The following is a 23,102-nucleotide window of genomic DNA, read 5'->3' as shown; positions in this document are numbered from 1 at the left end:
CGTCTTGCCTAAAGGTCCAGCCGAGACGTGCAGTAGTCGAGCGCCCGGGCCATTCGCCACTCCACGGTCTTTACGCTGATGTCGAGCATCCGGGCGATCTCAGGATAGGTCATACCGCCAAAGCGGTTGAGAACGAAGACATCTCGATAGAGCGCCGGCATCGCACGGATGATCTCGGTCAAAACGGTCGCATCGAATTGCGACGCGGCTTCGCTGTCAGGCGGGGGCGCTGTCTCACGGAAGCGCTGCTGCCGAGCGTCGCGTCTCCTCTCGTCGCTCAACAGATTGAGAGCGATGCGCAGCAGGAAGGCTTTGGGATGCCGGATGTTGGACAGAACGTAGGGCGCGGCCCGGATGTAGGTCTCCTGAACGACGTCCGCAGCCGCATCAGCGCCGATGCGCCCGCGCAGACGCCGGCCCAGCCATGGGGCGTACTGACGGTACAGACGGCCCAGACCGTCCTGCCCCTCCGCTCCCAGCTGCTCCGTGTCTGTCACCACGCCTCTCCGACTTCTTCACGGGAAGTCCGGAATCCGGGCGAGACCGCGCACAGGGTCTCGCACGCGTCAGCGCACGCCTCCACAGGCGTCGGCAACCGACATCCACGCAGCGCGCAGGGTCGTCGATGATCTGATGTCGCACAGGGGATTCCAGGCCCCACCAACGCGGACGTCGGCACCGGAAGCATGAATCAAAGGCGCGGCGGGCGCAAGCCGCGCAACCGACGAGAGCCGATGAGGGGCTTCCGCAAGAAAATGGCGGGAAGCCCGCAATTTACTGTCGTTGCCGGAGACGGCGATTCCCGCGCAACGTGAATCTCGTTCAGTTGAGGAGTTGTCCATGGATTGCGCGTCACCGGCCCAGCCCCGCGAGATCCCCGCGCTCAGCCCACGCGAATCCGAGTGTCTCCTGTGGGTCAGCCGGGGCAAGAGCTCTGCCGACATCGGCCAGATCGTCGGCCTCTCGCCGCGAACAGTCGATAGCTACCTGGAAAAGACCTGCGCAAAGCTAAGGGTAAGAACCCGGATCGAAGCGGTCGCCGTGGCGGTTCGCGCAGGCCTCATCGACCCAGACGACGAATAAGGGCGAGAAAAGGGGGCGGGCCTGGAACTTCTGTACGGAAGCCGGGTGTTTCAGCGCTGATCGCCGCCGACGCCTTCGCGTCCCCTGGCTCTCGATCAACGCCTATCCGTTCCGGAACCCGCCGCCATACAGTCTAGGGTCAGCTCCCCGGTCGAGTCGATCCTCTCGCGCGAGCGGCATGCGGTCAGGTCTGGCGGATTGAAGCTGCTAGACTGTGCGGAGCGACTGCGAGCGACAGGTGACCTGATGTCCTACCCTTCTTTCACGAGCGCAGAGGCGACGGTTGATCGCTTTCTGGAGATCCTGTCGGAACACGGCGTGGATCTGGCGGGCGCGTCGCAGGATGAGGCGCTGCAGATGACGAACGTCATCGAGATGTGGCGAAATCCTGCTCTGAGGCCGCTGGATCCGCGGCCTGTACTGCGCGCGGCGATGGGTTTCGTCGATCTCGCCGGCAAAGTGGTGAGAGTCGCCGGACACAAGGATTTCGGGGAGCTGATCCCCCATCTGAAGATGCTGGCGAAGACGACCGTGCTGCAGAATGCCGCCAGCCAGGTGACCGATGACGCCGGCAACAAGGTCATCGAGCTCTATGTCGCCGCCCTGGCCATGACGTTTGCTGACGAGGTGAAGCTGGATCACCCCTCGTCCTCGAAGGGCGACAATCCGGACGTTATGTTGACCTTCCGCTCCAGGCGTTGGGCTCTGGCCCTGAAGACCCTGCACAGCCGAAGCGCCCGAACGATTTACGACAACATCAAGAAGGCCTCCGATCAGATCGAGGCGTGCGAGGCGGACCATGGGCTGGTGGTCCTGAACGTAAAGAACCTGCTCGACTACGATGCCCTGTGGCCCGCGCCTGCGACGGCATTTCCCGAAGCAGCGGTCATCTCCGACTATTTCCGGCAGGTCGAGGGCATCATCGCGCCGCTCGCCGAGATTACGAACGAGGACTGGCTCGCCGCGCTTGGGCCGGATCGAAAAGCGGCGTTGCCGGTGATGTTCATTGGCCAAGCGGCCGCGTTCGCTCAACCGACGTACGGCGGCGGGCCTCATCCCATGGCGATCAAAGGCATGGTGTCGCACATGGTCCCGGCCGGCGACCCTGTGGGGGCGATGAGATTGGCGAAGGCGCTCAACGATGCCGCCCAGCAGTTCACCTGACCGGGACAACCACGACCGTCTGAAATGGTGGAGGCCGAGCGTCGCACCTATGCGTGAGGACCGTCGCATTGCGCATGGTTTCCGAGCGCCTCGATCACCCGGCAATCGGAGATCCGCCCACCCGAACAACTCGCCGCCTGAATCCGGGCGAGCTCGGCGTGGAGCGTCTGAAGCCCGGCGATGCGAGTCTCAACCGCCGCAAGCTGGCGCTCGGCGATCCGGTTGACCTCCGTGCAGGGGCGGTCGGGTTCGTCGGACAGCGCCAGCAGGGCGCGGATGTCGTCGATCTCGAAACCCAGCTGTCGCGCGTGACGAATAAAAGCGAGCCGCCGCGTCGCCGCGCCGTCGTAGAGGCGCCGATCGCTTGCCGTGCGGGGCGCTTCCTTCATCAGGCCAATCTGCTCGTAGAACCGGATCGTCGGAACCTTCACGCCGGTCTCGGCTGAGAGGCGACCGATCGTCCGGAGCGGGGGAGGGGATGGGTCTCTGGCCATTCGCGAAATATAGGGCTTGATCCTCTAGTGGCTAGAGGATGCATGAAGGTCGCATGACGACGCCCGCCCCGACAGAATCCTGCGCCCCGTCACGAGGCTGCTGCGGCCATCAGGTCCGGTTCGACGGGGCCTCGCCCGCCTATCGGCGTGTGCTGGTGGCCGTCATCGCCCTTAATTTGGGTGGGTTCTTCGCGGTCGCCGCCGGTGGTCTCATGCAGGGCTCGGCGGCTCTCGCCGCCAACGCCATGGACTTCCTTGCCGACAGCGCCACCTACGCTATCAGCCTCTGGGCCATTGGCAAGTCCGTGCAGGTGCGGTCCGGCGCTGCAGTCTTCAAAAGCGCAAGCCTCCTCGTCATGGCCGTGAGCATTCTCGGCTACGCCGTCTGGAGAGCGGTCACGGGGCAGCCGCCCGAAGGCGTCGTCATCACCGGTCTGGGACTGGTCGGCTTCGCCGCGAATCTAATCGCCGCCCTGCTGCTCGTGCGTTTCCGTGACGGTGACGCCAACGTGCGCTCCGTCTGGCTTTGCACACGGAACGATCTGATCCACAGCCTGGGCGTCGCCGCGGCCGGCGGGCTGGTCTGGCTGACTGGATCCCGGTGGCCGGACTTGCTGGCGGGCCTTCTGCTGGGCGGCGTCTTCCTCCAGTCCGCCATTTCGATCTTGGTGCAGGCTAGGGCGGAGAGCCGCGCAGCCCACGCCGCTGCTCGGACTTTGTAACGCATTGCCTGACTTCGAGAACTAAAGTATGCAGCGCGCGATGACCTGGTCGATGACGACATGGGCGAAGCTGATCGTGGCGATGACTCTTGTCTTCGCCGCCTTCTTCTTTGCGCCCGCCGTCGACGCCGCGACCTGTCTGCCGGAACCGCCTGCGGCTCACGCGGTCGTCGATCATGATCAAAGCGAGGGCGACCACAGCGGCAAGAGCGGCGGTCACGGGATCTGCTCGCACGGCCACTGCCACCACACCTCAACGGCGCGCGGTCCTGCCGTGGACGCCTTTGCTCCGTCGTTCGGCGAGCCTCCTCTGCAAAGCGGCCGACAGGATGACTTCCGGGCGTCCATCACGCCTGACGGCCTGAAGCGTCCTCCCAGAGTCTGACCGAAGACCTGCGCCTTAGCGCGCCTCTTCGTCCTCAGAAACTCTGGAAATGAATCATGTCTCCCACATCTCGCAGGCGGCCGCGTTACGCGGTCGGCTGCGCCCTCGCTGCGATCGCGGCGACCCTGGCCAGTCCCGTATGGGCTGACCCAGCTCCGACCTATGCCCAACTCCTCGCTCAACTCGGGAATGCGCCTGCGACCCTTGAGGCGGGCGCCAACTACGACGCAGCGGAAGCCCGTGTCCGTCAGGCACGGGTGCGTCCCAACCCTGTCCTCGGCTTCGATGTCGAGAACGCCTATGGCTCAGGCCCCTATTCGGGTCTGAACAACGCGGACATGACCCTGGCGATCAGTCAGGATCTCGAGCTGTGGGGACGTCGTTCGACGCGCATCGCCGCCGCTCGCGCCGAGGCCGGCGCAGTGGGCCTTCAACGAGACCTTGCGGTCATCGACGCCGCAGGCCGCCTGGCCCTGATCTATGCCGAAGCGGAGGCCGCGCAGAGGCGAGCCACGCTCGCGGAAGAAACCCTCACGCTGACCGTCGCGGATGCCCGCGCGGCCCTGACCCTCGTGGAGGAAGGTCGCGAACCTCTCCTCCGCGGCATTCAGGGGGAGGCCGAGGCTGCCTCGGCGCGCGCGACGCGGGATGAAGCTGTCGCGGAACGCGACGCGGCCTATGCCCGTCTCACGGCTGTCGCCATGATCCCGGTTCCGGTCACGCAGATCGAAGACAGCCTTCTCGACGAGGCGCCGACGACGATCGGATCCGTGATCGAGGATGCGCCGACGGTCCGCGTCGCCGAAGCCCAACGGTCCGCCGCCGAACGACGCATCGATGTTCAACGGGTTCAGGCCCGCCCCGACATCAACGCCAGTATCGGCATCCGCCGCTTCGAGGCGGAAGATGCGACGGCGCTGACTTTCGGCGTCAGCATGCCGCTGCCGTTGTTCGACCGGAACCGGGGAAACATCGAAGCGGCGCAAGCCGAGTTTCGCGCTGCCGACGCCCGGCTGATGAGTGCGCGGCAGGAAGCCCAGGCGGACCGCGCTGCCGCGGTCGCTCGCCTTTCGGCCTCGGTCAGTCGCGTCAACGCTGCTGACGGCGGCGTCACCGCCGCAGAGGAAGCCTATCGCCTGTCCCGCATCGGCTTTGAGTCCGGCCGCATTTCCCAGGTCGAACTGCGGGTGACCCGCACCGCCCTCGTCAACGCCCGGTCTGCAGCGGTCGACGCGCGTCTCGCGCGCGTCCGAGCCGAGATCGATCTCGCGCGCCTTGATGGCCGCGCCCCCTTCGAAGGAGCCCAGTGATGCGCAAGCGCACATCGAACAAGACCCTGCTGATCGGCGGCGTCGCCGCCCTGGTCATTCTCGGAGGCGGCGGCCTCTGGTTGGCCACCCGGTCCTCCGAACCCGCCGCGCCGGCTGCCGCCGAAGGCGAAGCCGGCCATGCCGAGGAAGAGGGGGGACACGCCGAGGGGGAGGCCGCCGGGGCAGAGACCGAAGGTCGGATTGAACTCACCACAGCAGAGATCCAGGCAGCGGGCATCACGGTCGTCGGCGTCGGCGGCGGAGGAGGAGGGGAGACCCGGCTCGCCGGCCGCGTAGAGCCGATGGTCGATTCTCGCGCTGCCGTGGGCGCTGCCGTCGGAGGTCGCGTCGAGCGCGTTCTCGTCGCGCCGGGTCAGTCGGTCCGCGCCGGTCAGCCGCTTGTGAGCCTTGTCAGCGGCGAGGCGGCGACCTTCCGCGCGGACGCCGACGCGGCCGGGGCATCCGCTGAAGCGGCGCGCCAGGCCTATGAGCGAAATCGCAGTCTGGCGGATCAGGGCATCGTCGCGCGGCAGGAGGTCGAAGCGTCACGCGCCCAGTTCCTGAGCGCCGAGGCGGCGACCCGCGCCGCTCGCGCCCGCTCGGCGGCCGCTGGCTCTCCGAACGCTTCGGGCAGGCTCAGCGTGACCAGTCCGATCTCGGGCGTGGTCAGCAGCGTCCAGGTCGGTCCGGGCGGGTTCGTCGCCCAGGGCGGCGTGGTGGCGGAAGTCAGCAATCCTGCTCGTGTCGAGATGGTCTTCAACGCACCGCCTGCCCTTGCGGCCAATGTGCGTGCCGGTGCGCCAATGCGCGTGACCGGGCCGAACGGCGAGTTCGACGCCGTCGTCACCGGCGTCGCCGCCGACGCCGGTCTCAGCGAAAGCGGCGCGACCGTGATCCGGGCCCGACCCTCTGGCGCGTCTCTGCCGCCAGCCGGTTCGGCCGTCACTGGCGCCATCGTGACCGGCGAGGCGACTGGCGGGATGACCGTGCCCACCGAGGCGGTCCAGACCGTCGATGGAAACACCGTGGTCTTCGTGCAGGTCGAGGGCGGCTTCCAAGCCGTGCAAGTGCTCGCAGGCCGCCAGGCCGCGGGCCGCACCGAGATCCTGCGCGGGCTCACCGGATCTGAACGCGTGGCGTCCGCCAACGCCTTCCTGCTCAAGGCCGAAATGGCCAAGGGCGAAGCCGAGCACGGGCACTAGGGGGCGTCATGTTCAAAGCACTTATCGAAGCCTCGGTCCGCTTCCGATGGTTCGTGGTCCTGGCGACGGCGATCGTCGCCGCCTTCGGCCTCTACAACCTGACGCAGCTACCCATCGACGCCGTGCCGGACATCACCAACCGGCAGGTTCAGATCAACACCATCGCGCCAGCGCTCGCGCCCGAGCAGATGGAACGTCAGGTCACCTATCCGCTCGAAACCGCGATGGCGGGTATTCCTGGCATCCAGACCACGCGGTCGCTGAGCCGAAACGGCTTCAGCCAGGTCACGGTCATCTTCTCCGACAACACGGACATCTACTTCGCCCGCCAGCAGGTGGCCGAACGGATGGCCCAGGCGCGCGAACGGTTGCCCGAAGGCGTGGAGCCGGCGCTTGCGCCCATCACCACGGGACTGGGCGAGGTGCTGATGTGGACGGTCGACTTCAAGCCGTTCAACAGCGCCAACCTCGCCAAACCGGGTGAGCCCGGCTGGCAGGCGGGCGGCGCCTATCTGACGCCCGAAGGCGAACTCCTGACCACGCCCCAGGCCCGCGCAACCTATCTCCGCACGGTTCAGGACTGGATCATCGCCCCGCGCATGCGGACCGCGAAGGGACTGGCCGGCGTTGATGTGAACGGCGGCTATGTGAAGGAGTATGCGGTCCGACCCGACGCCGCGCGTCTGGCGGGTTACGGTCTGAGCCTGAACGATCTCGTCGTCGCGCTGGAACGGGCTAACACCCAGGCTGGCGCTGGCTATGTCCAGCGGTCCGGCGAAGCCTTGACCGTGCGGACCGACGCCTTGGCGCAGACCATCCCGGATCTCGCCCAGGCCCCCGTCGTCAACCGCAACGGACTGGTCGTCCGGGTCGCCGACGTCGCCACCGTCGAGATTGGCCAGGCGCCGCGTCTCGGCGGCGCCAGCCGCGACGGCCACGAGGCCGTGGTTGGTACGGCGCTGATGCTGGCCGGCGGCAACAGCCGGACGGTGGCCCAAGCCGCAGCCGAACGTCTCGAGGAGGTTTCCGCGAGCCTGCCGCCGAGCGTTGTCGCCGAACCGGTCCTGAACCGCAGCTCGCTGGTCAACAAGACCATCTCAACCGTCGCCAAGAACCTGATCGAAGGCGCTCTGCTGGTGATCGTGGTGCTGTTCCTGCTGCTCGGCAACATCCGTGCGGCCTCGATCACCGCCCTGATGATCCCGATCAGCTTCCTGTTCGCGGTCATCGGCATGAACCGCTTTGGCATCAGCGGAAACCTGATGAGCCTCGGCGCGCTGGACTTCGGCCTTCTGGTCGACGGCGCGGTCGTGGTGGTCGAGAATACCCTGCTGATGCTCAGCCAGCGGCGGGCCGAAGCCGGTCGAATGCTGACACGCCGGGAGCGGCTCGAGGTTGCTGGAGCCGCGGCGCGTCAGATGGTCAAACCGGCTGCTTTTGGCCAGCTGATCATCCTCCTGGTCTTCACGCCGCTGCTGATGCTTGAGGGCGTGGAGGGCAAGACCTTCATCCCCATGGGCGCAACGGTGATGCTGGCCCTCGTCGGCGCCTTCATCTTCTCCTTCACCTTCGTGCCGGCGATGACGGCCCTGCTGGTCCGGGATCCGAAGAAGGTCGAGGTCGATGAGCACGGCCACGCCCACGAGCACGAGACCTTCATCCTCCGATACGCGCGGCGCTGGATCGAACCGGCGATCCGCGCCGCCGTCGACCGGCCCAAAGTCGTCCTGGCGTCCGCGCTCGGCGCCCTCGTCATTGGCGGCATCGCCTTCAGTTCTTTGGGGCGGGAGTTCATTCCGACCCTGGATGAAGGCGATATCGCCATGCAGGCGTTGCGCGTGCCGTCCGCCTCGCTGGAACAATCGCTGGCGATGCAGATGGCCCTCGAACGCGTCATCAAGGCCCAGCCCGAGGTGAAGACTGTCTTCGCCCGGACCGGGACGGCGGAGGCGGCGGTGGACCCGATGCCGCCGAACATTTCGGACGCGGTCATCGTCCTGAAAGACCGCAAGGAGTGGCCCGATCCGAACCTTCCGAAAGAGGAGCTGATCGAACGGTTCGAAGAGCTCGCCGCCGGACAACTCGGCAACAGCTTCGAGTTCAGCCAGCCCATCGAGCTGCGCTTCAACGAGCTGATCTCGGGGGTTCGGACCGACCTCGCCGTGATGGTCTATGGCGACGACTTCACCCAGCTGCAGGCCACTGCGGACCGGGTCGCCGCCGCCCTTCGTGCAACGCCCGGATCGGCCGACGTTCGCGTCGAGCAGGCGTCGGGTCTGCCCACCCTGACCGTCAGCGTGGATCGTTTCGCGGCCGCCAACTACGGCTTGTCGGCCGCCGATGTCTCCGAGGCGGTTTCGGCCGCGGTCGGCGGCGCCGAGGCCGGGCAAATCTTCGAAGGCGATCGTCGCTTCAGCGTCGTCGTCCGTCTCGCGGATGATGCACGGAATGATCCGGCGGCCCTTGCGGCTCTGCCGGTAACGACCGCCACAGGCGTGACCGTGCCGCTCTCCTCCGTCGCCCGGATTCAGGTCGCGGAAGGACAGAACCAGATCAGCCGCAATGACGGCAGCCGGCGGATGGTGGTGCAGGCCAACGTTCGCGGGCGCGACCTGGGCGGCTTCGTCACCGAGGCCCAGGCCAAGGTGGAGGCCGACGTCGATCTTCCGACCGGCTACTCCCTGACCTGGGGTGGCCAGTTCGAGAACCTGAAGCGGGCCGAACAGCGTCTGGGGCTGGTCATTCCGATCGTCTTCATCCTGATCGGGGTCTTGCTTTTCATGGCTCTGGGATCCTTCGCCGAGGCGGGCCTGGTGTTCGCGTGCGTTCCGTTGGCTCTGGTCGGCGGCGCCCTGGCGCTTGTCCTCAGGGGGATGCCGTTCTCGGTTTCCGCAGCGGTCGGCTTCATCGCCGTGTCCGGCGTCGCGACCTTGAACGGTCTCGTGCTGATGCAGGCCATTCGGGAGCGTCTCACGGGCGGAGCGGCGCCGCGTCTTGCCGCCATCGAAGGCGCGACAAGCCGGCTTCGCGCCGTCCTGACGACGGCTCTCGTCGCCATCGTCGGGTTTATCCCGATGGCATTCGCTCACGGCGCCGGCGCCGAAGTGCAGAAGCCGCTGGCCACCGTGGTCATCGGAGGCCTGCTCACGGCCACCGCGCTGACGCTCCTTGTCCTTCCGACCTTCGCGGCCAAGGCCGTGAAACACCGGAAGGCGGAAGGGATCGAGGAATGAGCGGGGCCCACGAAACAGAGCAGGTCCAGCGCCGCACCCTCCTGGTGGTGCTGTTCCTGAACGCTCTGCTGTTCGTGGGCCTGGGAGTCGGCGGCCTCGCCGCCGACTCCAGCGCTCTGCTCGCGAACGCCGTCGACAACGGCTCCGACGCGGCCGTCTATCTGATCAGCTTCCTCGCCGTCGGGCGCGCGCTGATCTGGAAGACGCGGGCGGCTCAGGTCTCCGGCGTGATGCTGCTGATCTTCTCGGTCCTCGTCCTGCTCGACGCCCTGCGCCGGACGCTGACGGGAACCGAGCCGGTCGGACCGACCATGATGGTGCTCGCTGTCGTAGCGGCGGTTATCAATCTGATCTGCCTGCTGCTGATCCGTCGGCAGCAGAGCAGCGACGTCAACATGAAGGCGGCCGAGACATTCAGCCTGAACGATTTCGCCTCGAACGGCGGCATCCTCGTCGCAGGCGGCCTGGTGATGTGGTTGGACCAGTCGTGGCCCGACCTGCTGGTGGGGGTGCTGGTCGCCGCCATAGCCGCCAAGGGCGGCTTCGACATTCTACGCGATGCGCGCCTTGCGCGACGCGACGCGGAGAGCTCGGTGACATGAGCCCGCCGTTGATCGACATCGCCTCCGTCCAGCGCTGGCGCAAACTCTTCATCGCCGCCGGGTTGTTCGCCCTGCTGGCCTGGACCGCTCTCGTGAAGGCCCAGCCACAGCTCGAGCATCCCGTCGAACATCTCGGGCTGATCGCCATCATGGTTTGCGTCTTGGGGCGCGCCTGGTGCTCGCTCTACATCGGCGGCCGAAAGAAGCAGGAGATCGTCACCAGCGGGCCTTATTCGCTGTGTCGAAACCCGCTTTATGTTTTCAGCTTCATCGGCGCATTCGGGATCGGCGCACAGACGGGCAGCCTGACCGTCGGCGCCACCTTCGCCGTCGCCTGCTGGATCGTGTTCCGCATCGTCGCGAGCCGAGAGGAAAGCTTCCTGACGTCGGCCTTCGGCGACACCTACCGCAGCTACGTCGTGCGCACCCCCCGCTTCGTTCCGAACCTGCGCCTCTGGCGTGATGAGGCGGAACTGTCCGTCCGGCCGGCCTTCTTCCTCCGGACTGTCCGCGACGGCCTTGTCTTCCTTCTGGCGTTGCCCGTGTTCGAGGGACTGGAGCACCTCCAGAACCTCGGCTGGCTCGACGCTCTCATCGCCCTACCGTGAGGTCGAGATGAACCGCAAGCGACTGGTCATCCTCCTGAGTGCGGCTTTGGCGATCGCCGCCTTCGTCGCTGGAGCCGTCGCCCAGCGCGCCGGGATGTTCGTGCCTGACCGCTCGATCCCTACCCGTGATGTCTCCTGAGGAGCCCGATCATGCCCAAGACCCTCCGCCTCAACATTCCCGTCCTCCTGCCTCATGCGCCCGATGTGCAGGACGGCTGCGTTGGACGGCTGATCGCGCTGTTGCGGGCCGAACCCGGCGTCTCTGAGGCGCATGTCGCCGAAGGCGAGGGAGGCCCAGAGCTTTGCATCCATTACGACCCCGACCAGCTGTCGCTGGCTCAGGTCCGTCGCCGTGCGCGTCAGGCCGGAGCCGAGGTCAGTGAGCGTTTCGGGCATCTCGTCGGGCGAGTGGAGGGTGTCCGCCACGCCCGGCACGCCCGCACGCTCGCGGCCGCGCTCGGCGAAGAAGCCGGCGTGATCGAGGCGGTGCTGGATCCGGCTGGCGCTCTGCGCCTGGAGTTCGACCGGCAGATCACGAACCGTGAGACGCTTGTCGATCGCCTTGCGAGCCACGGCCTCGCACTGGTCGGAGCGACGGAGGACGCTGCTTCAGCCACTGCAAAGCGCCCTGATGCGCAGCCGACTGCGCCATCCGATGACGAGGCCAGTCATACGCCCGATGACGGTCACGGCCATGGCCACTTCGATGGCGATGGCCATGACCACGGACATTCCGAAGGCGACGGGCACGACCATGGTCATGGCGGCTTCCTCGGACCCAACACGGAGCTCATTTTCGCGGTCGGCAGCGGTGTCGCGCTCACGATTGGTTGGCTGATCGAGAAATTCATTCCGGGCGTGCCGGGATGGCTGCCCTTCGGCCTTTTCCTGATCGCCTATGCCTTGGGCGGCTGGTTCACGGTCGGCGAGGCTGTCGGGAATCTGCGGCGCAAGCGTTTCGAGATCGACACCCTGATGCTGGTGGCCGCAGCCGGCGCCGCGGCGCTCGGAGCCTGGGCGGAAGGGGCGCTGCTACTGTTCCTGTTCAGCCTCGGGCACGCCCTCGAACACTTCGCGATGGGTCGCGCCAAGAAGGCGATCGAGGCTCTGGCCGCCTTGGCCCCGCGCACCGCTCATGTGCGGCGAGGAGAGGCCGTCGTCGAACTTCCGGTCGAAGAGCTGGAAGTCGGCGACCTCGTCGTCGTCCGGCCGAACGAGCGTCTCCCGGCCGACGGCTTCGTCGTGAAGGGAACATCCAGCGTGAACCAGGCTCCCGTGACAGGGGAGAGCATTCCGGTGGACAAGCAGCCTGTCCTGAACCCCGAGGAGGCCCGCGCCAAGCCGGCGAATGTCTCGGCGGCGTCGGTGGTCTTCGCCGGCACCATTAACGGCGGCGGCGCCATCGAGATCGAAACGACGCGTCGATCCAACGACACCACCTTGGCCAAGGTCGTCCGGATGGTGAGTGAGGCCGAGACCCAAAAGTCGCCGACCCAGCGCTTCACCGATCGCTTCGAGCGCGTCTTCGTGCCCCTCGTGCTCGGTCTGGCCTTCGTCCTCCTGTTTGCATGGGTTGTCGTCGACGAGCCGTTCCGCGACAGCTTCTATCGGGCGATGGCCGTGCTGGTGGCCGCCAGTCCGTGCGCTCTCGCGATCGCCACGCCGAGCGCGGTTTTGTCCGGGGTCGCCCGGGCGGCCCGCGCCGGGGTTCTCGTCAAGGGTGGCGCGCCGCTCGAAAACCTGGGAGCGCTCGACGCCATCGCGTTTGACAAGACCGGGACGCTGACCGAGGGGCGGCCGCGGATCACCGATGTCGTTCCGTTCGGCCAGACGACAGAGAGCGAGCTCCTGGAGATTGCTGTCGCGGTCGAACGGCTCAGCGATCACCCCTTGGCGGAAGCGATCGTCCGCGACGGAAGCCAGCGGTTGGTCGCCGCCCCCGTTCGAACCGCAACGGATTTGCGTAGCCTGACTGGCAAGGGCGTCACGGCACGCCTGGACGACCAGGATGTTTGGATCGGCAAACCGGAGATGTTCGGTTCGGACGCCATCGCTCCGCTCGCACCGGACACCGAGATCGCCGTCGCGGGCCTTCGAAACCAGGGACGGACGCTCATGGTGGTTCGCCGCGGGACAAAGGATCTCGGGGTCATCGGCCTTCTCGACACGCCTCGGGCCAAGGCGCGCGAGACCCTTACCGCGCTCCGCGCGCTCGGCATTCGCCGCATGATCATGATCTCGGGCGACCACCAGAAGGCGGCCCAGGCGGTGGCCGGTCAGGTCGGGCTGACCGAGGCGTGGGGCGACCTGATGCCGGAGGACAAGGTCGACGCCATCAAGAAACTCCGGGCGGAGACCAAGGTCGCCATGGTCGGCGATGGCGTCAACGATGCTCCGGCGATGGCCACCGCGACGGTCGGCGTCGCCATGGGTGCGGCGGGATCGGACGTCGCCCTGGAGACCGCCGACGTAGCCTTGATGGCGGATGATTTGTCGAAGTTGCCCTTCACCGTGGGTCTCAGCCGTCAAACCCGCCGCATCATCCGCCAGAACCTGTTCGTCAGCCTCGGGGTCGTGGCGTTCCTCGTCCCGGCGACGATCCTCGGTCTCGGCATCGGCCCTGCCGTCGCCCTCCACGAGGGTTCCACCCTGCTGGTCGTCTTCAACGCGCTTCGCCTTCTGGCGTGGCGCGGTCCGCGCGGCGTCGAATGACCCGCCTTCAGGAAAGCAAAGGATAGTCCAATGAAACGTCTCGGCTGGGTTGGCGTCATCGCCGCCTTTCTCCTGATCTCGGTCTTCGGCTTCGGGATGCTCTCGCGGCAGGGTCGCCCGGCGCCGGAGCCGACGGCAGTCGATGCACGCCCGATCGACCAGCATGCCGGGCACGGCGATGCCGCCTCGGATAATCCCGCCACCCGTTCCTACAAGGAGGCGAACGAGCGGATGCACGCCGCTATGAACATCGACTACAGCGGCGACGCCGATGTCGACTTCATGCGCGGGATGATCGCCCACCACGAGGGGGCGGTCGCCATGGCAAGGATTGCGCTCGACCAAGGTTCGGATCCCGAGGTCAAGGGCCTCGCGGAGGAGATCATTCGGACTCAGGAAGCTGAAATTGTCCGTATGCGGGTGTGGCTGGCCAACCGCGCGGCTCGCCCGGCGGACGCGCAGGGCTGAAGCCATGGGGGGCAAGCGATCCCCGATCCGGAGCAAGGCTCCTCGATGGCGTCCAGGGCGCTACAAGGGGCGCGGCCGGTCCAAGCTATACGGGAGGCCAGAGCCGTTCCGGCCGGTGCAGGACACACTGATCGCGATTGGCGCGAGCCTCGTCGCCGGCGCGATCGTCGTCTGTCTCGCCGTACCGCTGGCGGCGACCTACCGCATCCCGGTGTTCGTGTCCTTCGGCGTTCTCATGTCGCTCCTGGCGATCATGACCTATCGTCTCGGGCGGAAGGGGCAGGCTGGACGGGTCATGACCGCCGCCATGGCGGCTGTATGTCTCTTGGGGTTCGGCCTTCTTGTTCTGACGCGAGATCAGTTGCAGTTCGCTCCACGTCATCACGATCACCCCGCAGCGGCCGGACAGGCACGACCCTGATGATTGCATCGGAGCACGCACGGCCGCAGCCCGTCAGGATTTCGCGGGGTGGTTGGCTCGATATCCTGCGCTTTGTCGCCGGCGCGCTGATCATTCTTTACCACTTCCGCGAAGCGGCCCCGACGCCTTTGGGTCAGTTCCACCCGGTGTTCGACCGGGGCTATCTCCTGACAAATTTCTTCATCATCGACTCCGGGTACGTCCTTGCCCGGATCTACGGCGACGGCTTCGCGGCCCGCGCAATCCCGCTACACGCCTATGTCCGCCAGCGCCTTCTTCGCGTCGCGCCCTCTCATCTGGTGGTCGTCGGCGTGCTGGCGCTGTTGATCGCCCTCGCCGGGCTTTTCGGGATCGCCCCGAGCAATCCGCAGTGGTTCGATTGGGGTCAGCTGCCGGCGCAGGTCTTTCTGGTTCAGGCCTACGGAGTTCCAGGCGGGCTGGGGTGGAACGCGCCGACCTGGACGCTATCCGCCCTTCTCGGCTGCTACCTTCTACTTCCCTGGATATGCCGCCTGCTCTGGCGGCTCGATCCTTGGACCGTGGTGATCGGCGCCGGCTTGTTGATGATTGCCACAGACTGGGCGTGCCGGACATGGCTCGGCGAGCCCCTCTACCGCCTGCCTCTGAGGTTCGGATTCATTCGAGCGCTTCCGCTGTTCCTCCTTGGGGTCGCCGCCGCTCTTTTTGGATCACGCATCTATTCGACGCCGATATGGGCCGGCCGCATCGGTCTGCTCGCTTTCGTAGGTCTCGTCGCGGCGCAAGTCATCGGCCACTTCGCTCTTGTCTCGGTGGTCCTGCTGACCGTTCTGATCTGGGCGGCCGGAGCCTTGCCAACCGTGCGGCCATCGAGGCTGATCGAACACCTCGGACTTATGTCGTTCGCCATGTTCCTCACCAATGAGGTGAGCCGGATCGTCTGGTTTGGAGCATTTGACGCCTTCGGTCAGTCTGGCTGGTCGGATGCCGTCCGGTGGGGTGTGTGGACGGCGGGGCTCATCGCGGCTTTCCTTGGTGCTGCGGCTTTCCGCTACGGCTTCGACCGCCCGGTTCAAACAAGGCTCAATCCGCCTCGCCCCCGAACACCGCTGCCCGGGACAAGCGCCGATCGACCGATCGCCTGATGATGCTCAATCCTCGTCATCATCGAGTGCGGCCGGGGGCGGCGTCCAACCATCCGCTTCGAACAGAGCGGTCATTTCGGCGAAGGCTTCTCGGCGGCGCGACCTGAGAAGCATTTGATAGAAGCGGTTCCGAGCATCGACTGACGGAAGCCGTCCCGCACCAGCATTCCTGACAACGCTCAGGAGCAGGGTGCTGGTACCCGCTGCCGCGTAGTTCTGGCCGTTGCCGGCGACCGCGTCGAGCAACTGGTCCAGGGCCGCCGCATCGAGCGTCCCCGCGTAGGGCGTAATGTACTCGCTGAAGTTTGCTTCCGATCCGCGGAAGCTTCCGGAACTGGCGTAGATCTCCACCGCCTGCGCCCATAGCTCCGGAAGAGGAGCGGCGGCGATAGCCTGAGCCAAGGCATCGCGGTCGAGCCCGGCAATCAGCGCGACGATCGGCGCTTGGAACTGAGCAAAGGCGACGCCTTTGAGGATCAACGGGTCCGCCAGATTGGCGGCGTTGGCGTTGTTGACCGTTTCCTGAAGAGCGGTCCGTGTCGGCTCCTGCAGCCGGGGCCAGAAATCTGGGAACGCCGCGACGAACGCGATGGCTCGGGGCCGATCAGCCGGGTCGAGAGTATCGAGCAGGCGGACGATAGCAGGCACGACATCGGGCCAAGCGCCTGCCGCGCGATCGCGAACGGCGACCAAGGCGGACTCGATCTTGGAGCGGAAGCCGACGAGATGAGCCGGGACGCCTTTCAGCAACGACTTCGCCAGCACGGTTCCGAAGTTCCGAATGTTTTGCGGGCGGACCCGGGCGAGGTAGCGCTGCTCGACGTAGTCGAGAATCCGTGCGTGATCCCTGGGAAAGCCCGCCGACTGAACGTCGCCGTCGAAGACCTCAAAGATGGCGCGTCCTTGCAAGGCCTCGTGTCCCAAAACAAGGTCGACGGCGTTGACGAGATGCATCCGGACCAACTCCGGCGTAGGCTCGAAAAGCAGAGCTTCGGCGGAAAAAGCCGGATGAGCGCAGAGGTGGCGGTCTTCGCGGAGGCGTTCGAGTTGCCGGCCTGCAATTTGGCTGATCGCCTGAGTGTTGTTGGCGGCGTCCTCCAGAATCTTCCCTTCGAGCTGCAGCAGCTGCCGGATGTCGCTGATAGCGGTCGCGTTGTCCCATGATTGCAGGAAGGTGGTCGCGGCGGCGTCGCCCATTGCGCTGAGCTCGCGGTATTTAGCAATCAGGTCGTACGCGATGGCGACCCAGGCCGCCGTAAGCGAGGCGCGCAGCGCTCCAGCCTTGTAGGCCCGCACCGCGTCCAGAAAGTAGACGCGAGACTGCGGGTTGCGGACCTTGGTCAGGAGGATGTCGAGGTCTACGAAGCTGGAGTCCATTGTTCCTGCAGAAATGTTGTTTGGTTCAGTCGAGGGGCTGGGAACCTTCGTCGCGCTGCCCGAGGGTTCGGAGGCTATTCGTAAGGCAGCTCTCCGAAGAGGCCGATCATCAGATCGCCCCTGAGCTCGCGGAACGGAATCTCGACGAAATGGTCGCGATGTCTGGGCTTAGCCCGACCATCTCCGGGACCGTTCTTTGTGTGGCCCCTGACGTGCTCGCCGTTCTCCTTGACGTACGGAAGGACCACTAGGCGACCGTGATTGGTCGAGAGGATTGTGCCTTCGCGCCAAAGCGTCGAGCCATCCTCTCCCTTGTCGCTGGTCGTGGCCTTAACCGTCCAGCCAAGCTGGCCGTCCGGCTCATACCAGAAGACGATCCCGTTGCTGACAAGAACGCGCTCGCCACGCGCCAGCGCCTCGGCGAGCAGGCGTTGCACGCTGGCCAGTTGAAGAAGCTGATTGGCGCGCGGCAGGAGTTCGGCGCGGATCCGGGCCTTTACTTGACCCCAGTGCTGATCGTGGTGAAACTTGAACCCGTTGGCGATCCGGGCGCGCATAGCTTTTTCAGCTGATTTCTCTCCGGCGGGATAGGGCTTGCTCCAGACGTCGTCGGCATTCCGATACAGAACGACCTGCCGCCCGCGGCCATCGAGAAGAGCCATCCAAAGATAGGGGTAGGTTTGCAGCTCTTGCGCCAGAGCCTCCCGATAGGGCTCGGCCTCAATGTGCAGCTTGATTTGATCGATCGGGATCCGGGGCGTGTCCGCGTGGCGTCGGACCGCCTCAGAAAGCATCAGGGCTTCCTCGTCCGCCAGACGTTGCCGCGACTGAAGCGCCTTGCGGACCTTCAAGGTGAGAGAGGTCTTCTCTGTTGCGTCCATCTGCCTCGCGGCGAGCGCCGCCGTCAGGGATGGGTTCAAGGCTTCGGCTACGGAGACAGCGGTGTCCCGATCTGGATGCACGTCCATCTTCACCCACCCTTCCTCCGAAGGGATGCGGCGGTCTCGCCAGCGCACGCCGCCATCGTCAGTCTCGACCAGTTCAACCATGAACCAACGCTTATGCAGCGGGCGATAGCTCGGCCATATGGCGAGGATCGGATCGTGATCCCGTCGACTGTCTCCCCACTTGATCACGCGCACCTCCCAACTCGGAACGATTTCACCAATCAGCCTGCGATAGCGCAATGCCTGATTGAAGCTTGACGGTTTCTGACAAAACTTGAGATAGCGGCTTCAGGCGCTGGCGTGCGCAGATAGGGCTTCCCATCTCAAGCTCCACAACAGTGGAGAGAATGTTCATGGTGAAGGTTGTCGGCTTTCCTGCCCCTGTCGATGTCGCCGGACTGAAGCCAGGGTCCGCATTCCAGATGGGTGATTTCGATCCGCCCCTCTATGCGCTGACGCTTAAGGCCGGAGACCGGCTGACGGCCGTCGTTCTGGGACAGGTTAAGGGGCAGGCGACCTCACCTGGATATCTTCAGAACCATGAACTTCCGCGCGAGTGCTACGCTGTCGATGCAGAGCTTGTGATCACCCGAACCGCGAAAACCGAGCGACGGGAGGCGGTGGCGCATGGCGCGCTCGTCTTCGACGGAGGGAACAAGCCCTTCCTCGTCATCGAGCAGACTGATCCGTTCCCCCGCCTGTATGTCGCGCTTGAGACCGGCGAAGCGACGCCGGACAACCCAACGGGCATGTTGCGGATTTACGGAAACTGGATCCTCAAGCTGGTGTCCGCAGGGGAGACCCTCTCCGAGCACACCCTGAATGTCTAAGAAGCGCTACACGGCGGCGGAGGATCTGCTCGAAGGTCTCAAGGGCGACATCCTCTATCTGCTCCTCACGATCCTGGCCCACCGCGAAAAGCAACGCCTGCTCAATCTGGCGAAGATGTCGCGGGAAGACCTCGTGCTCGACCTGGTTCTGCTGGAGAGCGGGACGCGCGACATTGTCGCGCGGCTTACAGCTCTGGACGACGACGGATCGGGGTCACGGTCGTTCCCAAACGCTTTGGCGGCTATGAACCGTGAGGGGTTGGAAGCGAAGAGGGCCGAGGAGCTGAAGAAGCAGGTCAAGGCGTATCGGGGAGCGGTCAACGATCTCAAGATCAACCATCGAAACAGCTACATCAGTCATGTGCAGGAGTTCGCCGAAGTCGTCCCCCGCATCGTCGATAAACCCGTGCGTTTCGAGACGGCAGCGGGCCTCGCCGTCAACGTTCTCGACGCATTGATGGGGCGACAGGTGGGATATCGATTCCGGGTTGGCTCACAGGAACCGGAAATAGACTTGCGTGCGCGTCTCTCCGCTTAGAAATCGCACGAGGACGCTCCACAACCGGACGCATACAGCGATCTTAGGCCTTGCCTGTGGGGGCTGCCGCCTTACACAAATGCTTACACACTCGCCTTCTTTGTGATAGATTGTATTTAAGTATCAGTGGTTTGATGCTGGCGTGTGTGACTTAAAAAGTCTTTTTTCTACCGTGCTGAAAAAAAGTTTTGGAGAGGAAAAAGGTTGGCATTTCAGAATGTTGGGAGTGCGGGCTAAGGGAGGCATAAAAGGGCTGTTTTTGTGCTAGGTGCAATATAGGTGCAGAGACCTAGTGCGAGAATCGGCGGCAAAAGGCGGACGTGGCGAAATCGGTAGACGCAGCAGACTTTATAATTGGAGTGCCCGTGGGGAAATCCGCGGAGTAGAACCGCTCAAAGTCGGGGAACGCTAACGGGCAGATGCCTTAAGCCAATCCCGAGCCAAGCCCCTCTTCGGGGGAAGGTGTAGAGACTGGACGGGCGGCGCCTAAAGCCTTTGGGCCACGGCGAAGGGACAGTCCAGACCACGAACGCCATATGGCGGCGGCGAAAGTCGAGGTGGTACGAAAATCTGCTTCTCTGTGAGAGTACGGGTTCGAGTCCCGTCGTCCGCACCATTATCCAGCGTCACAGGGTGCCGCTGGAATCCAAGCATTAAGCGGTGGCGGATGATCTTGCATAATAAGATCGTGTTCGGTGAGTCCGAGTCCAAAATATCGTGCGCGCCATTTCATCTTCGAACTATGAACACTACAGCCGCTGTTCCGAAGATCGAAGTGGAACGGGCGTTAACGTTTTCGATCCTGACCCTGTGATGCAGTTCACCTAGCAACGCACGTCAAACCCCGAAATAAAATCCGCTTATGCAGCTTGCGGACGGTCCCTCTCGAATTCCTATGCAGCAGCATCCTAGAAATAGCTGCGCACTGGAGCGCCGAGGGAGCGCTCATCGCAAATGGCTGGAAATGGTAGGGTCCGGAAGAATCAGAACGAGGCGCCGCGCCCTCAGAAAGAGCCAGGGAATGGTGGGCTTGGCTTGCTGCTTGTCCTGGCGATTACCGCGATCGGCGTTGGGTATGTCGGCTACCGGCTGACCCTCGTCTTCGGCCTGATCTAACGAACGATCCAGGCGTGTTATGCGGTTAGACGAGCAGTCGCGAGAGCACATTGGGCGCTATGGCATCAAGCTGGTCGTCGCTGCGGCAATCGCCTACATTCTGAAGAGCGAGAACTTCCTTGCCACATTCGCGCTGTGGACCGGCATATACGGCGTAATGGCCGTCGCTTACGCAGTTCATCGCGGCGAACGATTCGGCAAGACCAGGTTCACCTATTGGGATGAGGCTCTATGGTTGGCGGCGACGGCGTTGGGTCTCTACATTTTCAGTGGCCATCAGTTGGCCGTCTGATCGGCCGCTTCTGTTGGTTCAAAGAAACCGTGCGGATGCGTCGCCAACGCCTGACAACTCGACCTTCAGTTCCTGACCAGGAAGGATTTGCAGCAGCATCGGGATGATCGATCCGGTTGCTACGATATCGCCGGCGCTGAGATAATTGCCTCTGGCGATCAGGTCATTCACGAGCCAGAGCGCAGAGTTGATCGGATCAACCAGCCCCTCTCCCGATGCCGACTGAAACACTGGAACGTTGTTGATCGACGCTCGCATGTCGATTGTGTCCATGGCCTCCAGGCCTGTTGGCTCATGATATTTGTCGACGATCGTCGAAACATGGAACGCATAGTCAGCAATGGCGGCCAGGTGTGGTTGCCCAGTCAGGTGACCACGTCGCCCAACAAGACCGATAGCCGGTTGGTAGCTCAGGATCGCCTTGCAAAATTGATCGCGAGTGATGGGCCAATGGTCCGCCCCCAAGGGACCGCCTATCGTAAAGACGATTTCGCATTGTGCTCCGATGAAGCCTTGGGGAAGCCGGAACGGCCCGTGGGAGTCCTGAAGAACTGATCCCACAGGGATCGGGCAGTAGATGGGACTGGCAAGGCCGAGCGTGCCGCGGATGGCGGGGCAAGTGCCTATCAGTGCGTAGCCTACCGCGTCATTGGCGAAGGCCGAGATTGCTGCTGACTGCACCGCCCAGGCGTCATCCTCGCTTCGAAGCAGATCGAACGGGATATCTGAGGTAATTCCCTGCCGACGGTTTTGGCAAAGCAAGCTAGCGAGATAGTCGAGATTTTGGTCAATCATAGAAGCACACTCCCGCGCGAGAGAGGGCGCAAAGTCGTGCTCAGTCAAATAAAAATCCAACTATATGAGTGCGTATATTTTTGTCAGGGCTTTTTCTTATGAAAATACTATCGCAGCGCGGCTGAGCTCCCGTCGAAACAATATGCGGCTCTATTTAGCTTGAGGGTCCCACCAAACCGGAAGGACCTGAAGGTATGAAGCCGCTTAAACCGTCCCTCGCACCCGCCGCTACGGCCACAGCCGAGGCCGGTCTCCCAACAAGACCGGGGGCTGGGCGTCGGCGGATGCTTTGCCGGAGCGCAGTTGGCGCGGTCGCGATCATGGCCGGTTCGGTGATGGGTCTTGGCCAGGCAGCGGCCGAACCCCTGAGCGCGCCGAGCTTTGGTGGCCCTCTGCGCCCGAACCCCGATCCGATGAGCATGGATGCGGGCGTGTTTGGTCGCCTTCATATCACCGGCCAGCTCACAGGCATCGGCAATGCGCAGACGAACGGCATTCCCGGCGTCGATCCGCGAACGACAGATCCCCTCGTCGATATCGGCAATGCCCAAATTCAGGTGCAGACAACCGGGGCGCCTTTGACGTTCTTCGTCCAGGGCGGTGTCTACTCGCTGCCTTCTTTGGGCTCTGCCTACACCCGCGCAACCGACGTCACCGATCAGTTGTACGGGCCGGTGCCGGTTGCTTATGGCAAGCTCGAGCTGTCGCCGAATTTCTCAGTGCAGGCGGGTTTGCTGCCGACGTTGATCGGCGCGGAATCGACCTTCACGTTCCAGAATATGAATATCGCGCGCGGCCTGCTCTGGAACCAGGAGCCGGCGATCAGCCGCGGTGTGCAGGTGAACTATAGCAATGGACCGGTCAACGCCTCGGTGTCGGTCAATGATGGGTTCTACTCAGGGGATTACAACTGGGTATCCGGTCTGGTGTCTTATGCGGCGACGCCGTCGAGCACGATCACGCTGGTCGCCGCAGGCAACTTTGCAGAGTCGGGCAAGACCGGCGCCGCGACGCCACTGGCGCAGAACAACAGCAGCATCTTCAATGTGATCTACACCTATGTCGACGGCCCGCTGACGCTCCAGCCCTACCTGCAATACACAACGGTCCGCTCGAACAGGGACATCGGGATCGATCGCTCGGCCGAAACATTCGGCGGAGCGCTGCTGGCTCGATATGCCATCAATGAGAATTTTTCGATCGCTGGACGCGCCGAGTACATCGCTTCAAGCGGAGGAGATTGCGGCGTCGCCGCAGACTGCGCCCCCACCAATCTGCTCTATGGGCCGAAAAGCAGGGCGTGGTCGCTGACAGTGACGCCGACCTACCAGCGCGGGATCTTCTTCGCGCGTACCGAGCTTTCGTACACCCGCATCGATCGGGTCACCGAAGGCTACGGCTTTGGGTCCAACTTCGACAAGCGCGACCAGGTTCGCGGGATGTTTGAAGCTGGGGTGCTTTTCTAGGACGGGCGCGGGCGGACATGCGGAGCCACCGGCTCCGCAGACGCTCTGCGAGCTTAGGTGATACATGGGTTTGGAACAGATCATATCGAAATTGGAGGCTCCTCAAGCCACAGCGACTGTGTATCCGGTCCTGCCCGTTCTCTGGGTCTACCGGAACTATGATGATCGCTGGACTGTGCATCTTGAAGGTGAAGACTCCGAATGGTGCCACCC

Annotated in this window: 23 protein-coding genes; 18 read left to right on the top strand and 5 right to left on the bottom strand. The window is 64.3% G+C overall.

Features of this window, described 5'->3' with window-relative positions; translation table 11 throughout:
• Positions 1-8 precede the first annotated feature (8 nt).
• Entirely contained in the window at positions 9-497 is a 489-nt protein-coding gene (locus tag ACWPV3_RS14535) for an RNA polymerase sigma factor (RefSeq protein ID WP_287106598.1), read from the bottom strand.
• A 343-nt stretch (positions 498-840) separates the two neighbouring features.
• On the opposite strand from ACWPV3_RS14535, the gene ACWPV3_RS14530 reads away from it, so the two are divergent.
• Positions 841-1,083 (top strand): helix-turn-helix domain-containing protein, encoded by a 243-nt coding sequence (locus ACWPV3_RS14530; protein WP_293826822.1) that lies wholly within the window; start codon positions 841-843, stop codon positions 1,081-1,083.
• Positions 1,084-1,329: 246 nt separating this feature from the next.
• Complete coding sequence (locus ACWPV3_RS14525; protein WP_314430732.1) at positions 1,330-2,247, top strand: hypothetical protein; 918 nt, start codon at positions 1,330-1,332, stop codon at positions 2,245-2,247.
• A gap of 47 nt (positions 2,248-2,294) precedes the next feature.
• Here ACWPV3_RS14525 and ACWPV3_RS14520 read toward each other — a convergent pair whose 3' ends face one another.
• The gene (locus ACWPV3_RS14520; protein WP_298701036.1) at positions 2,295-2,741 is read right to left on the bottom strand and encodes a MerR family transcriptional regulator; all 447 of its coding nucleotides are present in this window, start codon (positions 2,739-2,741) and stop codon (positions 2,295-2,297) included.
• 53 nt (positions 2,742-2,794) lie between these two features.
• On the opposite strand from ACWPV3_RS14520, the gene ACWPV3_RS14515 reads away from it, so the two are divergent.
• From ACWPV3_RS14515 to ACWPV3_RS14460, 12 genes are all read left to right on the top strand, one after another.
• Positions 2,795-3,463: a cation transporter gene (locus tag ACWPV3_RS14515; protein ID WP_242078205.1), complete on the top strand. Its 669-nt coding sequence runs from the start codon at positions 2,795-2,797 to the stop codon at positions 3,461-3,463.
• Positions 3,464-3,491: 28 nt separating this feature from the next.
• Complete coding sequence (locus tag ACWPV3_RS14510; RefSeq protein ID WP_197019742.1) at positions 3,492-3,848, top strand: hypothetical protein; 357 nt, start codon at positions 3,492-3,494, stop codon at positions 3,846-3,848.
• Positions 3,849-3,904: 56 nt separating this feature from the next.
• The gene (locus ACWPV3_RS14505) at positions 3,905-5,158 is read left to right on the top strand and encodes a TolC family protein (RefSeq protein ID WP_035307836.1); all 1,254 of its coding nucleotides are present in this window, start codon (positions 3,905-3,907) and stop codon (positions 5,156-5,158) included.
• Entirely contained in the window at positions 5,158-6,360 is a 1,203-nt protein-coding gene (locus ACWPV3_RS14500) for an efflux RND transporter periplasmic adaptor subunit (RefSeq protein ID WP_035307835.1), read from the top strand. The genes ACWPV3_RS14505 and ACWPV3_RS14500 overlap by 1 nt, the downstream gene beginning before the upstream one ends.
• Before the next feature lie 8 nt (positions 6,361-6,368).
• Positions 6,369-9,593: an efflux RND transporter permease subunit gene (locus ACWPV3_RS14495; protein WP_035307833.1), complete on the top strand. Its 3,225-nt coding sequence runs from the start codon at positions 6,369-6,371 to the stop codon at positions 9,591-9,593.
• Positions 9,590-10,195 (top strand): cation transporter, encoded by a 606-nt coding sequence (locus ACWPV3_RS14490; RefSeq protein WP_035307831.1) that lies wholly within the window; start codon positions 9,590-9,592, stop codon positions 10,193-10,195. The genes ACWPV3_RS14495 and ACWPV3_RS14490 overlap by 4 nt, the downstream gene beginning before the upstream one ends.
• A gap of 8 nt (positions 10,196-10,203) precedes the next feature.
• Positions 10,204-10,803 (top strand): methyltransferase family protein, encoded by a 600-nt coding sequence (locus ACWPV3_RS14485; RefSeq protein WP_224764254.1) that lies wholly within the window; start codon positions 10,204-10,206, stop codon positions 10,801-10,803.
• Between the two features lie 7 nt (positions 10,804-10,810).
• Positions 10,811-10,942: a hypothetical protein gene (locus ACWPV3_RS14480; RefSeq protein ID WP_255347087.1), complete on the top strand. Its 132-nt coding sequence runs from the start codon at positions 10,811-10,813 to the stop codon at positions 10,940-10,942.
• Positions 10,943-10,953: 11 nt separating this feature from the next.
• Complete coding sequence (locus ACWPV3_RS14475; RefSeq protein ID WP_035307827.1) at positions 10,954-13,515, top strand: heavy metal translocating P-type ATPase; 2,562 nt, start codon at positions 10,954-10,956, stop codon at positions 13,513-13,515.
• A gap of 30 nt (positions 13,516-13,545) precedes the next feature.
• The gene (gene copM / locus ACWPV3_RS14470; protein ID WP_035307825.1) at positions 13,546-13,983 is read left to right on the top strand and encodes a CopM family metallochaperone; all 438 of its coding nucleotides are present in this window, start codon (positions 13,546-13,548) and stop codon (positions 13,981-13,983) included.
• Positions 13,984-14,098: 115 nt separating this feature from the next.
• Entirely contained in the window at positions 14,099-14,404 is a 306-nt protein-coding gene (locus ACWPV3_RS14465; RefSeq protein WP_287103373.1) for a hypothetical protein, read from the top strand.
• A complete protein-coding gene (locus ACWPV3_RS14460) occupies positions 14,404-15,528 on the top strand; it encodes an acyltransferase (protein ID WP_314430740.1) in 1,125 nt (374 codons plus the stop codon). The genes ACWPV3_RS14465 and ACWPV3_RS14460 overlap by 1 nt, the downstream gene beginning before the upstream one ends.
• A gap of 6 nt (positions 15,529-15,534) precedes the next feature.
• Here the strand turns inward: ACWPV3_RS14460 and ACWPV3_RS14455 are convergent, their stop codons facing one another.
• Both ACWPV3_RS14455 and ACWPV3_RS14450 read right to left on the bottom strand, forming a co-directional pair.
• Positions 15,535-16,905 carry a hypothetical protein gene (locus ACWPV3_RS14455; RefSeq protein ID WP_293826842.1) on the bottom strand — a complete coding sequence of 457 codons (1,371 nt, stop codon included), beginning with the start codon at positions 16,903-16,905 and terminating at the stop codon, positions 15,535-15,537.
• Between the two features lie 74 nt (positions 16,906-16,979).
• Positions 16,980-18,041: a hypothetical protein gene (locus ACWPV3_RS14450; RefSeq protein ID WP_314430742.1), complete on the bottom strand. Its 1,062-nt coding sequence runs from the start codon at positions 18,039-18,041 to the stop codon at positions 16,980-16,982.
• Positions 18,042-18,205: 164 nt separating this feature from the next.
• On the opposite strand from ACWPV3_RS14450, the gene ACWPV3_RS14445 reads away from it, so the two are divergent.
• The 3 genes from ACWPV3_RS14445 (at position 18,206) to ACWPV3_RS14435 (ending at position 20,628) form a co-directional block, all read left to right on the top strand.
• The gene (locus tag ACWPV3_RS14445) at positions 18,206-18,682 is read left to right on the top strand and encodes a hypothetical protein (protein ID WP_314430743.1); all 477 of its coding nucleotides are present in this window, start codon (positions 18,206-18,208) and stop codon (positions 18,680-18,682) included.
• Positions 18,675-19,220: a hypothetical protein gene (locus ACWPV3_RS14440; protein WP_287104327.1), complete on the top strand. Its 546-nt coding sequence runs from the start codon at positions 18,675-18,677 to the stop codon at positions 19,218-19,220. The genes ACWPV3_RS14445 and ACWPV3_RS14440 overlap by 8 nt, the downstream gene beginning before the upstream one ends.
• A gap of 1,135 nt (positions 19,221-20,355) precedes the next feature.
• Positions 20,356-20,628, top strand: coding sequence for a hypothetical protein (locus ACWPV3_RS14435; protein ID WP_003168944.1), 273 nt, complete (start codon positions 20,356-20,358; stop codon positions 20,626-20,628).
• Positions 20,629-20,646: 18 nt separating this feature from the next.
• Here ACWPV3_RS14435 and ACWPV3_RS14430 read toward each other — a convergent pair whose 3' ends face one another.
• Positions 20,647-21,423 carry a 2-keto-4-pentenoate hydratase gene (locus tag ACWPV3_RS14430; RefSeq protein WP_126150241.1) on the bottom strand — a complete coding sequence of 259 codons (777 nt, stop codon included), beginning with the start codon at positions 21,421-21,423 and terminating at the stop codon, positions 20,647-20,649.
• A gap of 320 nt (positions 21,424-21,743) precedes the next feature.
• Between ACWPV3_RS14430 and ACWPV3_RS14425 the strand changes: the two genes are divergently transcribed.
• On the top strand, positions 21,744-22,889 hold the full coding sequence (locus ACWPV3_RS14425; RefSeq protein WP_126150240.1) for a porin: 1,146 nt from the start codon (positions 21,744-21,746) through the stop codon (positions 22,887-22,889).
• Positions 22,890-23,102 lie beyond the last annotated feature (213 nt).

The organism is Brevundimonas sp. Marseille-Q4549 (genome assembly GCF_976940555.1).
This window is presented reverse-complemented; position numbering and strand designations above follow the sequence as displayed.